The sequence below is a fragment of the Thiofilum sp. genome (assembly GCF_016711335.1).
Classification (GTDB): Bacteria; Pseudomonadota; Gammaproteobacteria; order Thiotrichales; family Thiotrichaceae; genus Thiofilum.
In genome coordinates, this window is the sequence record NZ_JADJTF010000001.1 from 1,294,036 (window position 1) to 1,307,508 (window position 13,473).

13 protein-coding genes are annotated in these 13,473 nt (G+C 44.7%); 7 read left to right on the forward strand and 6 right to left on the reverse strand.

Features of this window, described 5'->3' with window-relative positions; genetic code table 11:
* Window positions 1–74: 74 nt before the first annotated feature.
* Window positions 75–878, reverse strand: coding sequence for a methyltransferase domain-containing protein (locus IPL34_RS06055; RefSeq protein WP_296839197.1), 804 nt, complete (start codon window positions 876–878; stop codon window positions 75–77).
* A gap of 115 nt (window positions 879–993) precedes the next feature.
* Window positions 994–2,166: an Ig-like domain-containing protein gene (locus tag IPL34_RS06060; protein ID WP_296839199.1), complete on the reverse strand. Its 1,173-nt coding sequence runs from the start codon at window positions 2,164–2,166 to the stop codon at window positions 994–996.
* A 298-nt stretch (window positions 2,167–2,464) separates the two neighbouring features.
* Here IPL34_RS06060 and IPL34_RS06065 point away from each other — a divergent pair, with 298 nt between their 5' ends.
* Complete coding sequence (locus IPL34_RS06065) at window positions 2,465–2,785, forward strand: hypothetical protein (RefSeq protein WP_296839201.1); 321 nt, start codon at window positions 2,465–2,467, stop codon at window positions 2,783–2,785.
* Here the strand turns inward: IPL34_RS06065 and IPL34_RS06070 are convergent.
* Together IPL34_RS06070 and creD are read right to left on the reverse strand one after the other, a co-directional pair.
* The gene (locus IPL34_RS06070) at window positions 2,742–3,269 is read right to left on the reverse strand and encodes a M23 family metallopeptidase (protein ID WP_296839203.1); all 528 of its coding nucleotides are present in this window, start codon (window positions 3,267–3,269) and stop codon (window positions 2,742–2,744) included. The genes IPL34_RS06065 and IPL34_RS06070 overlap by 44 nt on opposite strands.
* On the reverse strand, window positions 3,262–4,674 hold the full coding sequence (creD, locus tag IPL34_RS06075) for a cell envelope integrity protein CreD (protein WP_296839204.1): 1,413 nt from the start codon (window positions 4,672–4,674) through the stop codon (window positions 3,262–3,264). Before creD ends, IPL34_RS06070 begins: the two co-directional genes overlap by 8 nt.
* Before the next feature lie 171 nt (window positions 4,675–4,845).
* Between creD and nadA the strand changes: the two genes are divergently transcribed.
* Both nadA and IPL34_RS06085 read left to right on the forward strand, forming a co-directional pair.
* Window positions 4,846–5,898 carry a quinolinate synthase NadA gene (gene nadA / locus IPL34_RS06080; RefSeq protein ID WP_296839205.1) on the forward strand — a complete coding sequence of 351 codons (1,053 nt, stop codon included), beginning with the start codon at window positions 4,846–4,848 and terminating at the stop codon, window positions 5,896–5,898.
* Between the two features lie 172 nt (window positions 5,899–6,070).
* Window positions 6,071–7,348, forward strand: a complete 1,278-nt coding sequence (locus IPL34_RS06085; protein WP_296835870.1) for a transposase — start codon at window positions 6,071–6,073, stop codon at window positions 7,346–7,348.
* A 33-nt stretch (window positions 7,349–7,381) separates the two neighbouring features.
* On the opposite strand, the gene IPL34_RS06090 is transcribed toward IPL34_RS06085, so the two are convergent.
* Window positions 7,382–7,732, reverse strand: coding sequence for an FUN14 domain-containing protein (locus IPL34_RS06090; protein ID WP_296839206.1), 351 nt, complete (start codon window positions 7,730–7,732; stop codon window positions 7,382–7,384).
* Between the two features lie 501 nt (window positions 7,733–8,233).
* On the opposite strand from IPL34_RS06090, the gene IPL34_RS06095 reads away from it, so the two are divergent.
* From IPL34_RS06095 to IPL34_RS06110, 4 genes are all read left to right on the forward strand, one after another.
* Window positions 8,234–8,833 (forward strand): ankyrin repeat domain-containing protein, encoded by a 600-nt coding sequence (locus IPL34_RS06095; RefSeq protein ID WP_296839208.1) that lies wholly within the window; start codon window positions 8,234–8,236, stop codon window positions 8,831–8,833.
* 160 nt (window positions 8,834–8,993) lie between these two features.
* Window positions 8,994–9,929, forward strand: coding sequence for a MoxR family ATPase (locus tag IPL34_RS06100; protein ID WP_296839210.1), 936 nt, complete (start codon window positions 8,994–8,996; stop codon window positions 9,927–9,929).
* Window positions 9,919–10,890, forward strand: a complete 972-nt coding sequence (locus IPL34_RS06105) for a DUF58 domain-containing protein (protein WP_296839214.1) — start codon at window positions 9,919–9,921, stop codon at window positions 10,888–10,890. The genes IPL34_RS06100 and IPL34_RS06105 overlap by 11 nt, the downstream gene beginning before the upstream one ends.
* On the forward strand, window positions 10,883–12,961 hold the full coding sequence (locus tag IPL34_RS06110) for a DUF3488 and transglutaminase-like domain-containing protein (protein ID WP_296839216.1): 2,079 nt from the start codon (window positions 10,883–10,885) through the stop codon (window positions 12,959–12,961). The genes IPL34_RS06105 and IPL34_RS06110 overlap by 8 nt, the downstream gene beginning before the upstream one ends.
* Here the strand turns inward: IPL34_RS06110 and IPL34_RS06115 are convergent.
* Window positions 12,907–13,470 carry a Sua5/YciO/YrdC/YwlC family protein gene (locus IPL34_RS06115; protein WP_296839219.1) on the reverse strand — a complete coding sequence of 188 codons (564 nt, stop codon included), beginning with the start codon at window positions 13,468–13,470 and terminating at the stop codon, window positions 12,907–12,909. The genes IPL34_RS06110 and IPL34_RS06115 overlap by 55 nt on opposite strands.
* Window positions 13,471–13,473 lie beyond the last annotated feature (3 nt).

Here is a 13,473-nt window from a genome sequence, read left to right on the forward strand (position 1 = left end):
CTTTATATCATTATTGATTTTGCTTGGAATACCTATGGGCTAGCAGATAATCGTAAATAAATGACCGATAGGTCTTAAGCTAGCGGATCTAAAGGATCGGGTGTTAATTTTTTTAGAATAAAGTGCTGATAACGAGCCAAAGAACGCCAAGGTTCTAATTGAGAATAATGCCGTTCTAGTTTGAGCACTTTATCTAAAGGCATTTTTTTACGCACGGTATGATAGGCATAATCATAAAAGCAACGCACGCCTGACCATTGTACTAGCTCCAATCCTAAGTCTGGCAGCCAGTGGAGTACTTCACTAGGTAATAGAGGGGAAATGGGGGCTAGACCTTTTTTACCATCACTAGCTAGACGTTGTTCTAATACCGCATCTAAATTACCCGCAATTAAGTGACGAAACTCAGTTGCAGTACGATTAAAAAACATCAACGATAAATAGCCCTCTGGTTTTAGGTAATTGAGCAGAGTCTGCAAAGTCTGTTGCGGCTCAGCGAGCCATTCTAAAACCGCATGACACACAATCAAATCAAACTGTTGTGCATAGTGAGTAGGTAAGGTTTGAATACTATGTTGTAGAAATTCAACACGATGAGCATCAGCGCTATTTTGGATAAGAGCTTGTGCTTGAAGAAGCATTTCTTCCGAGGGTTCAGACAGCGTGACATTCCACCCTTGCTCAGCTAACCATAACGACATTTGTCCTAAACCTGCACCTATATCAAGCACTTGATGAGTGGGGGGGATGCTTTGGAAATGCTGGTTTAAATCATCTTGGGTAATATGCAGGCGAATAGCCCCGCGTGGGTCATTATTAGCATAGATAGTGCGTTGAAAGCGTTGACTTAATCCATCAAATACACGGTCTTGAGACATAAGCTGTTAAGGTAATGGGAAAAGTCTAGCATCATGCTGGATTTAGCCAATAAAAAAAAGCGGGTAGGAGACTACCCGCTTTTGATACTTAGTTTAAGCTAATGCTGCTAAGTTATTACTTAATCCAACCATTTGGATTCCATGGGCTGTCATTGGGCTTTACTGGGCCTGCAACAGTAACGGTAGCAGTAGCAGTAGAAGAACCGCCTTTACCATCACTAATAGTGTATTTGAAGGTATCAGTACCAGAGAAACCAGCCTTTGGTGTGTAAACTAAGTTACCACTGGCATCCTTGGTCACAGTACCACCATTAGCACTAGCAGTATCAAAGCTAGTGATAGTTAAAGCATCACCGTCAGCATCAGTATCATTACCTAATACATTTAAAGAGGCTGCTGTACCGTATGCTGTATTAGTTGAGTCATTAGCTGCTACTGGAGGAGTATTAGGTTTTGCTCCAACAGTTACAGTCACAGTAGTAGTTGATGTGCCACCCTTACCATCGCTTACAGTGTACGAGAAAGTATCAGTACCAGAGAAACCTGCTTTTGGTGTGTAAGTTAATTTACCATCGGCAGTTCTGGTCACAGTACCGCCATTAGCGCTGGTAGGATCAAAAGCACTGATTGTTAAAGCATCACCGTCAGCATCAGTGTCATTACCTAATACGTTAATGGTAGTTGCAGCACCATAATTGGTAGTAGTGGTATCAGCATTGGCTTTAGGAGCGTTGTTCTTTGGAGCATCTACAGTCACAGTAGCAGTAGCAGTAGAGAATCCACCTTTACCATCGCTTACTGTGTATTTGAATGTATCAGTACCAGAGAAGCCAGTTTTCGGTGTATAAACCAGTTTACCGCTTGCATCTTTAGTTACAGTGCCACCATTAGCACTAGCAGTATCAAAGCTGCTGATAGTTAAAGCATCACCATCTGGATCACTATCATTACCTAATACATTTAAGGTAACTGCTGTATTGTTAGCAGTAGTAGCTGCATCGTTTACCGCATTAGGAGCCTGATTTTTAACAGGGGTTGGTGTGGTATTAGGATTAACAGGTGGATTAGGTTTTACAGGTGGGTTAGGGTTAGTGCCACCATTAGGACGATTTGCTAATAATTGTGCTAACAAGCTTTGTAATAAAGCAATCAGACTTTGTAAGGAGTTACCACCCATTTGAAAGTTGGCTCCCCACTGTACACCACTACCACTAGGGCGAGAAGTATGAGGGGCTGGATTCCAATTGGTTGTTCTTGCGCCTGAAGTAGTTGAAACATTGTTTGTCATAATAAGATACTCTCCGTTTTATTCGTTTGCTTTACATTAGATCAATCCATGAAAAGCTAAGGCAAACCCGAGCGCTTCCGTTCTTGATTGACTGATTGAATTGTAGAGTTAGCGTTGAGTATGTATGTATAGTCAAAATACAAACGAAACGGTTTATTTGATAAATGGTTAGTTTAGATCTAATAATCTAAACTTATTAATCACTGGCTGGGTATTTTATACAGAACCTTTAATATATTAGTGCTTCTGTATATAAAAATAACTTATGATAACTAAATATAGTTAACGGAGTGTAAAAATGAAATTGATTTTAATCATTATAGCGATTTTAGCACTGATATTGTTGTATTTTGGAACACGTTTATTGTTAAAACATGACAGTAAAACAATTCGTCGGCTTGCTTATACCATTTCTGCTCTTTGGATTAGCATTCCTTTTTTATTTATATTAGCAACGAAGGGTTTTCGTATTGCGGATATTAATGAGCAGGAATGGATTGTTTGGACAGTCGGCGCTTTAATCCCTAATATTTTAATTTGGTCGATTATCTGGGTTTTAAATGGCCTCTTTGCACCTAATACTTCGTCACAGCGTTTACTAAAAAAGTCTGGGGATTAGTGTAATAGGGCTTTAAATGCCCATCCGGTGCATTATCCGCCAAAGCTAAATCTGGAATAAGATTATTGATTTGATAGTGTAAATGAGGGGTTTTACCTTGAGCATTGCCGGAGTCGCCGACTGAACCGATGCGCTCACCTGCTGTTATCCAACGCCCGCTGCTGATGTCGATGGATGCTAGGTGAGCAAAATAGTGAAAACGCCATTTTGCTCCCACAATTAAAACATAATGACCACCTAAACTATCATAGCCGGTACTCCATACCCAACCATTAGTACTCGCTAACACAGGAGTGCCTTTGGGGGCAAAAATATCAATGCCTTTATGAGTGCGTGAGCGCCCCCACGGGTAGTACCAAAAGGAGTGAGGATTCCAATCCTTGGCAGTAGCACCCGCCACAGGAATGACCCGTGGCGTGGTGTCGGGCAGGTAGTAGCTACCGATGATTAACGCTACTACCAACCCTAAAGCCCATTTAAACATCGTGTTTTTCCACTGAGGGTAGGGGCTTAATTATCTCAGAGGTCTTAGTATCAGCCATCGATGCAGCCAAAGCATACCAATCGAAATGCCGTGTGCTGAGCATTAATACCGCTAGCATAACGAATAGGAGCAAGCTACCCAATAACAAGGCATTGTCCTCTGCTTGTAAAATACCATAGAGCACCGCATACAAAAGTGCCAAACTAGCCCCTAGTATTAATCCTAAGCGCGTACTTTTTAAAATCGCTCCAAAATAAACCGTTAATAGACCGACACTGGCAAGTGCAGCGACTACATAGGCTCTTAAGAAGTCGAAATGTTCTGACAGCGAAATGAGCAGTAAATAGAACATAATCAAGGCTAAACCTACCAAAATATACTGAATCGGATGAATACGCAGTTGCTTGAGTAGTTCAAATAGGACTAGGGCTACGAAGGTTAGAATGATAAATAACACCGCATATTTCACGCTGCGCTCCGCTTGTTGATACACATCGACGGGCTGAAGCAGATCAAAACCCACAGCGCGATTGAGTAGGCTACTGCATTGACCTTGAGCGCAATCATTGAGGCTTTGGGTAACATTGTAAGAAAACGAAGTTGCTTTCCATTGAGCCTCAAAGCCTTGTTCAGTAATCGTGCGCGTTTCGGGCAGCAGCTCTCCTGTGAATTTAGGGTGAGGCCAATTAGCATGCAGTTTCACTTCACTAGCTTCGGCTAAGAGCGCGTAGTTCATACTAGCCATACCGCGTAATTCTAGTTGTAGGCTAAAAGGTATGGAGCTGGGTAGCGCTTGTAGATCTAAGCTATTGAGCTTAGCGTGCATCCCTGCTGAACTACCGGGTAAGTTATTGCTAGGTTTAAAAGCATAAGTATTACCGCCCCAAGTGAAAGCTGAGGGTGCATTAATGCCACGCTGATCAGAGACCAAAATAGCGATTTCACTAATGCCGAGTTTTAGCTCGTTATCTTTATAAAGCTGGGCTAGTTCCTGTAATGCTTCAAAACTAAACGCTCCGCTGAGCTGAAGTTGGTTGCTATAAACAGGCACTTCATAAATACCCCGATAGCGCAGCTCGCTATTCAGCGTACTTGCGACCTGTAAAGTTTTAGGAATAATGCGTAATACATCGCTTTCCACTACGCGCTTACTGATTTCACGTTCTGCGCCGTCTTTGTCTTTAATGGTTTCTTTGACTAAGCGTGTGATTTGATAGGGTATAGACAGAATAGGACCTGCGATGGTTTGTGCTCCGGGCCAGCTTTGTTGAATACTGTCATAGGCGGATTGACGCCAGCCTGCACGCTCACTAATTAAGCCCATGAGCATCGCTTGGGGAATAAAGAGCAAAAACATAATAAAGCCGATTAGTAATAACTTAATCGCAAAGCGGTAGTTTTTCATGAATAGAGTCCTGATAATGACGCTTTAACGGATACTTTGTAGTGTGACCTAGATTTATGCAAAACCCTGTAGGTAAGTGCGGAGATTTCAGGTGTTTTACATGCAGAATTTGTGCATAGGTTATAGTCGATCAGGTATCTATTAGCTCACTGAAGTGAAGGAAGCATAACAATGTCTAAACCGATTATTCCCATGTTTCATACCCCTGTAACGGCGCATATTGAAGCGATGCAGCCGCACTATACGCCCGAACAAAAACAAGCGGTTAAAGCTAAAATTGCGCAAAAGCTTAAAGAGCAAGATGCAGTGATTGTGGCGCATTACTATGTGGATGCTGATATTCAACAATTAGCCGAAGAAACCGGAGGCTATGTTTCTGATTCGCTCGATATGGCACGTTTTGGTAATGAGCATCCGGCTAAAACCTTGATTGTGGCGGGGGTGCGTTTTATGGGTGAAACCGCCAAAATTCTCAATCCTGAAAAGCGCGTACTAATGCCCACTTTAGAAGCCGAATGCTCCTTAGATTTAGGATGTCCGGCAGATGAGTTTTATAAATTCTGTGATCAATACCCTGATCACACCGTCGTGGTGTACTCCAACACCAGTGCTGCCGTGAAAGCGCGTGCGGATTATGTGGTGACTTCGAGCATTGCGGTAGAGCTAGTCAGTTGGTTAGGTGATGAGGGTAAAAAAGTGCTCTGGGCACCTGATCGGCATTTAGGAAGCTATATTGAGCGTGTGACTGGGGTGGAGATGGTACGTTGGCAAGGCTCGTGTATTGTGCATGATGAATTTAAATTTCGCGCTTTAGGTGACTTGATTGAAAAATATCCTGATGCAGCGATTTTAGTTCACCCAGAGTCCCCTGAAGAGGTGGTAAAACTAGCTGATGTAGTAGGTTCTACGACGCAAATTATTAAAGCTGCACAAAATTTGCCTAATAAGCGTTTTATTGTCGCTACCGACCAAGGCATTTTCTACAAAATGCAGCAAGCAGCGCCCGATAAGGAGTTTATTGCAGCCCCTACAGCAGGCGAGGGAGCGACCTGTAAAAGTTGTGCGCATTGCCCTTGGATGGCTATGAATGGGTTGCACAACCTATTGCAAGTATTAGAAAAGGGCAATAATGAGATTCATATTGATGAAGATATTCGCGTGAAAGCTTTACGTTCGACGCAGCGTATGCTCGATTTTGCCCGCGAACGGCGCGGCGGTAAGTAGTTAGCAGAAACGTCTAAGCTATTCTTTCTAGGGGTAGACCTATGTGTCTACCCACTGCTCTCTAATCACAATACTTCGGACAGTTTGGGCATGATTGAAAAATAGGCTGGAAGCCTCCAGTGTGGGAAGATGTCGTCAACCACGATAACAACCCCTCACCCCAGAAGCTTCCATGTCCACAATAGAAACGATTCTGAGCCAAATGTCCAGTGTGGCGAAACCGCAGCGCCAGTTTTTGCTGACCTTGTTCAATGCGCTGATGTACCTGCCCAGCCGTGTCAACTTCCGCAACCTTGGACGTTACAGTGACTGCCATGAAAAGACTTTTTCACGCTGGTTTTCACGTTCCTTTGATTTTCTAGCGTTCAACCTGCTGATCTTACAGGATGTCCTGCATGGCAAGGGGGAACGTATTGCGGCTATTGATGCCAGTTTCGTGCCTAAAAGCGGGCGCAAGAGTTATGGCCTAGACTGGTTTTGGAACGGCTCACAGGGGCAGGCGCAACGCGGACAAGAATTATCCTTGTTAGCGCTGGTGGACGTGACCCACAACACGGCCTACACCTTATCCGCCCGCCAAACGCCTACGTTGCCGCGCTCAACCCGCAAGGGTCAAAGCCAACCCGCCAACACCAAAGACAAAACCAAGGTGAAACACCCACCCTTCGTTGGTGCGCCGCTCCCCACGCGGATGGATAGCTACCTTGGACAGCTTCAACACGCCATCACAGTCCTGCTGGGGTGTGGCATCCGTTATCTCGTCGCGGATAGCTTTTATGCCAAAACTAAGTTTGTCAGTGGCATCAGGGAACTCAACTTGCATTTGATCAGCAAGTTACGTCAGGACGCCGACTTACGGTGGCTGTACACGGGCGCACAAAAACCCAAGGGTCGTCACCGCCAGTACAGCGGCAAAGTCAGTTTTGACGACTTATCACGTTTTGAACGGGTCGGAGAGCTGGACGGGCAGCGTGTTTACACCGCTACTGTTAACAGCCCGACGTTCAAACAGATAGTGCGCATCGTCTATCTGGTGCGCGAAGCAAACGGCAAGACCGCTAGCGCACTGCTGTTCAGTACCGACACGGATTGCCCTGCATTAGACATCCTGCGTTACTACCAAGCGCGTTTCCAGATAGAATTTTTGTTCCGGGATGCCAAGCAACACACCGGGCTGTGTGACTGCCAAACGACCCGCAAAGAAAAGCTGGATTTCCACTTCAATACCTCACTGACGGCACTTAACCTGCTCCGGCTGGAAGATCGCCAGCAGAACTGGGATGCCGGGGGCAACGGGCGCAGTGTCCTCTCCGTTGCCAGTGGGAAGATCCGCCACTTCAATGCCCATCTGCTCGAACGCTTTTCTCGCCACTTAAAACTCGACTTCAGCGCCATAAAATCCAGCCCAGCCTTCGCAGACCTATGTAATTATGGTGCTATCGCCGCGTAAACTGTCCGAAGTGTTATAATCACTAACACCCAACTAACCCCAACGTAAGCCTGCTAAAAAGCCCACACCAGCGCTCACCCCTTTGCTACTAATATGAGAAAGGCGCTCCATTAAAAAATCACCAAAGGTTTTAGCCATTTGTCCTGCTGTACTGGCAGCATTTTGTAAATTCGCATCACTAATATGAGTAAAACCGTAATATTCCGCTACAAAAAGCCCCACAATAATAGCGCCACCTAAAAACAGCGCCGTTCTAAACATTTTTTTCGCAAAATAGCCTACTGCTAGTCCAATCAGAAAGGGCGCACCTACATTGCCTAATAGGAAGTCAGTGGTTAAATAATCTTCGAGTGTACTGGGAGTATTGGTATTTGTTGGCGTCATGACATAGCCCTAGTTCATTAATTATTAGCATGGATAGTTGATCTATTATTCTATTGTATAGCATAACCGCTGCTGAGTGCTTTAGTTAAAAAGAGTAGTTTAAGGGCTTTTATTCGCTATAAGCTTATTAATATTAGGGGTTATTTTGCTATGTTTTATGGCACTGTTGATTAGTTAATATGCGATGGTGCTGGGCTATTAGGCTAATTCAAAGCTTAACGCTGGATTAATATTGCTCAATTCATGCGATTTTTCATACGCTTAGTTATAGATGAACTATTCTTAAGATAGAAAGTAGTTAAAACATTTTTCTATACCTGATTTGATTACGGAGGCAGTCGTAAAAACCGTTCCTTCAGGTAGGGGACAGGGCGAAGTAAGAGAACTAGCATCGTTCTCCCGTTCGGACATGGACGGCTGTACTAAGGAATCCCCTTTCTTTAGCAAGGGGTAGATGTCAATAGCGATATAACATTAATACTCATGGAGGGTATACCTAGCATGGATAGTAAAAAGACTCAGCAACCCATATGGAAATGGTTCTCAACCTTTGCATTAGGAGCAACCTGTGCCTTAACGGTAATAGTGGAGAGTGCGAATGCCGCACCTAATCGTCATCCTCAAGCACGTCCCCAAGCACGCCCGCCAGCCTATCGACCTGCGGCTCGACCTCAAGCACGCCCAGCGCCCGCTCGTCCAGCGGCTCAACGTCCTTCTGGGGAGGTCAATACGATTTTATTTCGAGCAGCGGAGTTGGGTAATTTAAGCCTGATGGAAAATATGTTGGAGCGCGGAGCCAATCCTAATTCTAGCAATGGTTATGGCGAGACCCCTTTACATGCAGCAGCAGCGTATGGGCAGGTGGGGGCGGTACAGATTTTACTACGTGAAGGAGCGAATACTAACGCGCGTACCGTAAAAAATTGGACACCTCTACATAATGCTGCTCGTTTTGGACATTCACAAATTGTGTCACTGCTAATTCGTAATGGCGCACAAGTCAATTCTTGGAATTCAGATGGTAAAACACCGATGGCATTGGCAGAGATTGCGAATAAGCCGCATGTATCACATGTCTTGGCTCGCTCAGGAGGTCGCTGAGCCTAGCGGGATTTAATTTTTATTGGATGCTAGGGGATGAGGTACGGATGGTATTTTTTCCCCTGCTTTATTTTACGAAGCCCAACCATCGCTATTTTTCGTCAAAGCGCTGACAAATTCGTTAACCTTGCCCCTGAGTATCCATTGTTAAAGGTTGCGTATGTCAGTCACTTCACCCCAACTACTCAACGCCACACTTGATGCCTTAAATCAAGTCATCCTAGGCAAGGCACATACCGTGCGCTTAGCCTTAACCTGTTTGGTAGCGGGGGGGCACTTACTCTTAGAAGATTTACCCGGTATGGGGAAGACCACTTTGGCTCATGCTCTCGCTCAAGTGTGTGGCTTAGCCTATAAGCGGGTGCAGTTTACCAGTGATTTACTGCCTGCCGATTTAATAGGAGCGTCCATTTTTGACCCTAAAACAACCACCTTTCATTTCCATCAAGGCCCCCTATTTAGTCAAGTCTTTCTAGCCGATGAACTCAATCGCGCGACTCCCAAAGCGCAAAGTGCCTTATTAGAGGCAATGGAAGAAAAGCAAATTAGTGTGGATGGTAAAACCTATCCTTTACCACAACCATTTTTTGTTATTGCAACGCAAAATCCTCAAGCACAATTGGGTACTTTTAATTTGCCAGAATCCCAGCTCGACCGCTTTTTACTGCGTATTTCATTAGGTTATCCCGATCCAGCGGTAGAACGTGAAATGTTAGCGGGACGTAATGGACGCCAATTGCTGGCTAAGCTCCAACCAGTATTGAATATGGAGCATTTAAGAGCACTGCAACAGCTAGTGCCACAAATCAAAATGACCGATGCTTTACTGGACTATATTCAACGTTTAATTGCTTGTACTAGGCAGCATGAGCGTTGCCAAGTGGGGCTTTCGCCGCGTGGTGCATTGGCTTTAGTGCGAGCTGCGCAAAGCTGGGCATTATTACAAGGACGCAGTTATGTTTTACCCGAAGATGTACAGGCAGTGTTTGTAGCAGTGGCTGGACATCGTTTAATCGGGCGTCATGAGCAGGGTGAACCACTAGCACGTTTACTATTAGCGCAAGTCGATGTAGTAGGAGCGAGCCGTGCTGCTTGATGGGGTACGTAATACGTGGGATCAGCGCTGGCAAACATGGCTAGATGAACGTTTACCTGCCAAGAACCAGCATACCTTTGCTCAGCGTTCTATTTTTATTATTCCTAGCCTTTCTGGTCTAGCGCTATTAGTACTATTGGGTTTATTGATGATTTTAGGGATTAATTTCCAGAACTCATTGATTTACATGGTGTGTTTTTGGCTCTTAGCACTCTTTGTTTTGAATGTGTTATATACCTATCGTAATTTAGCGGGTGTGACGCTTAAAGCACTACGCATCCAGCCTTGTTTTGCCAATAGTAAAGCCGTGCTAGAGCTTGAAATCAGTCGCATGCCATCACGTTCTCATTGGAATCTAGTACTCGAATGGCCTAAACAAGACCAAATACTGATTGAATTAGCCAGTTGCCAAAGTACGCGCATTACCCTATCTCACCTTGCTACCGAGCGCGGTTATTTTGAGCCGCCGCGTATTAAAATTTTTACCACTTACCCAACAGGTTTAGCACGCGCATGGTCCTATTTTACGCCTGAGTTGCAAGGTCTAGTGTATCCCGAACCGATTAAGCAAGAGCCTCAATTAGCCAGTCATGAGGGCGCTGAAACAGAAGGTAAAATAATCGCCGAAGGAGGTAGTGATTTTAATGAAATACGCGCCTATCACGTAGGCGATCCTATCCAACGTATTCATTGGGCTAAATATGCTCAAACGGGTGAGTTGTATACTAAATCATTTGTAGATTATGCCAATGAAGCGTTATGGCTAGAGTGGAGTCAACTAAGGATTGCTAGTACTGAGCGACGCTTAAGCGTGCTCTGTGCTCAGGTATTAGAGTTCAGTGCTAATCAAGTCACTTTTGGCTTGAAAATTCCGGGTAAAACGATTGATCCCGCCACAGGTGATCAGCACCGCGAGCAGTGTTTAAAAGCTTTAGCCCTATATGGATTATCCGATGAATAAGACCATTACTTATAGCGGCATGCTCTGGCTTTTAGCGGCACAATTTGTGGTGATGTTGCCCTTTGTTATGTATTTGCCGTGGTGGTTAATACCTATTATGGTCGCGGCGGTCATATGGCGTTTGCGGGTATTGAAGGGTTATTCCGCTCAACCTAATGCGTTGGTGAAAACCTTGTTGGTGGTTATGGGAGTAGGTGGTTTGGTACTCAGTGGGCTACCTTTCCCCTCATTAGACCTGATGTTGGCAGTGCTATTATTAGGCTTTGCTTTTAAATCATTAGAAGTGTTGCAACTGCGCGATGCCGTGATTGTTATTTTTCTAGGTTATTTATTAGTTGCGCTGCATTTCCTCTATACCCAAGCCATGCTAGCAGGTTTGTATGGTGTATTAGGAATGACCATATTAACGGGGGCGCTGATTGGGATTCAGCCCTCGGTGACAGTCCTCAATCCTCTGCAAACGGTCAGGGCACATTTAAAGCTGGCGGCTTTAATGCTAGTGCAAGCTATCCCTCTCATGCTAATAGTATTTTTCTTAGCTCCGCGTTTGCCGCCTTTGTGGTCATTGCCGATGATGCCGGGACAAACTAAAACGGGCATTTCTGAGCGCATGACTCCGGGGGATATTGCCGATTTAACTCGTTCTACTGAGTTGGCGTTTCGTGCCACTTTTAAAAGTACGCGCCCTCAGCAAGCTCAACTCTACTGGCGTGGCTTAACCCTCAATTATTTTGATGGTAAAACATGGCAGCAATTGCCTGATGACTATGATTTTATTAGCTTTAAAAATCAGGTCAAAGGCGAGTATGCGCTATTTAATAAAAGCTTCGAGTTGCGGGGTGATCCGATTGAGTATGAGGCTTTGTATGCGCCTAGTGGTCAACCTTGGTTATTTACCCTAACACCAGCGCTCAATGTGGAAGGGGATGTAGTACGCGCCGCCGATTACCGTGTGATGGCGAATGCGATTACTCAGTCTCCGGTATTACTCAAAGCGACTAGCTATCCACAAACGCTTAGGGATATAAAACTCACCCATACAATGCGCCGTCTGGCTTTGCAATTACCCCAAGGTTCAGATCCTCGTACCCATGAATTAGCTCAGCGTTGGTGGCGTGAAAGTGACCAAAATGTAGAACGTTATATTCAATTAATTTTGCAATATTTTAGAACGCAAGACTTTTATTACACCTTATCGCCGCCGCTCTTAGGTGATCATCATACTATTGATGCGTTTTTATTCAATTCGCGTAAAGGTTTTTGCTCCCATTATGCGGGCAGTTTTGTGTTTTTAATGCGAGCAGTAGGGATTCCAGCGCGTGTAGTGGTTGGGTATCAAGGAGGGAAATGGAATGAGCAAGGTAATTATTTAGCGGTTTATCAATATGATGCCCATGCATGGGTGGAGATATGGCAACCAGAAACGGGTTGGACAGAATATGATCCGACTACGGCAGTAGCACCTTCGCGTGTCACGGATGGCTTGGATGCATTTTTAGCGCAAGAAGAAGGCTTACTCGGTCAATCCTTTCGTGCAGTGCAGAGCAATTTGCCTTGGATCAATAGCCTGTCTCAACAACTTGATGCGCTTCAATACCAATGGCAGCGTTGGGTAGTGGGCTATGATCATGATACTCAAGCGAATGTGTTACGCAAATGGTTGGGTGATTTTTCCATAACAACGCTTGCTTTGGTCATACTCGGTATTTTTGCCGTATTAGGGTTAATGTGGGGTTTATGGTTAGGGCTGTGGCACAAGCCGCAATTGACTCCAGAACAACGTTTAATTAGTGAACTAGAGCAGTTATTGGCAAAGCAGGGTTTTAAACGCGAGCCTGCTCAAACCGTTAGGGATTTCATTAATCAAGTGAGTAATAAACGGGCAGATTTGCAAGAGCCGTTAAATCAATTTGCCGATTACTTTGAGCAGTTATGCTATGACCCGTTAACTAATAGAGCTGAAATCATACAGCAACTTAGAATAGTACTGAAACAACTAAAAAAAGCTCAAAGGACTCAACTAGGGCGCAAGATTGCCCCACTTAAGCCATCTCGAATCTCCGAGGGCTGATTACGTCCGCCTAAAGGTTGATCGAGCACTAGATCTAAGTGCGGACCTAGTTGCTCATACAATCCTAAAGCCGAGCGAAAAGGCTCCTCGCCTGCAATATTAGCGCTAGTCGATACTAAGGGATGATTAAGAGCATCACATAAGGTTTTCACCGTAGGATGCTTACTCACCCGCACCGCAATAGTGTCATGCTCACCGCGTAGTAAATACGACACCTCCGGTTTGGCTGGTAATACCCATGTAATCGCATCCGGCCAAGTGGGCAGCACTCGATCTAAAATACTTTGCTCTAAGGGTGCTAAGTACTCGCTCAATTGCTCAAAAGTCGAAGCAATTAAGATTAAACCCTTATGCGCAGGGCGCTGTTTAATAGTCAAAATACGCTCGACGGCATCCAAACGTTTAGGATCACAACCTAAACCAAACACCGCTTCGGTGGGATAAGCGATTACACCACCTGCTTGAATGACTTGAAGCGCCTGATCAATAGAGTTAGTGAGTATTGCCATGAC

Coding starts and splice junctions, on each gene's coding strand:
- IPL34_RS06055 (WP_296839197.1), bottom strand. CDS start 878: ATGTCTCAAGACCGTGTATTTGATGGATTAAGTCAACGCTTTCAACGC.
- IPL34_RS06060 (WP_296839199.1), bottom strand. CDS start 2,166: ATGACAAACAATGTTTCAACTACTTCAGGCGCAAGAACAACCAATTGG.
- IPL34_RS06065 (WP_296839201.1), top strand. CDS start 2,465: ATGAAATTGATTTTAATCATTATAGCGATTTTAGCACTGATATTGTTG.
- IPL34_RS06070 (WP_296839203.1), bottom strand. CDS start 3,269: ATGTTTAAATGGGCTTTAGGGTTGGTAGTAGCGTTAATCATCGGTAGC.
- creD (WP_296839204.1), bottom strand. CDS start 4,674: ATGAAAAACTACCGCTTTGCGATTAAGTTATTACTAATCGGCTTTATT.
- nadA (WP_296839205.1), top strand. CDS start 4,846: ATGTCTAAACCGATTATTCCCATGTTTCATACCCCTGTAACGGCGCAT.
- IPL34_RS06085 (WP_296835870.1), top strand. CDS start 6,071: ATGTCCACAATAGAAACGATTCTGAGCCAAATGTCCAGTGTGGCGAAA.
- IPL34_RS06090 (WP_296839206.1), bottom strand. CDS start 7,732: ATGACGCCAACAAATACCAATACTCCCAGTACACTCGAAGATTATTTA.
- IPL34_RS06095 (WP_296839208.1), top strand. CDS start 8,234: ATGGATAGTAAAAAGACTCAGCAACCCATATGGAAATGGTTCTCAACC.
- IPL34_RS06100 (WP_296839210.1), top strand. CDS start 8,994: ATGTCAGTCACTTCACCCCAACTACTCAACGCCACACTTGATGCCTTA.
- IPL34_RS06110 (WP_296839216.1), top strand. CDS start 10,883: ATGAATAAGACCATTACTTATAGCGGCATGCTCTGGCTTTTAGCGGCA.
- IPL34_RS06115 (WP_296839219.1), bottom strand. CDS start 13,470: ATGGCAATACTCACTAACTCTATTGATCAGGCGCTTCAAGTCATTCAA.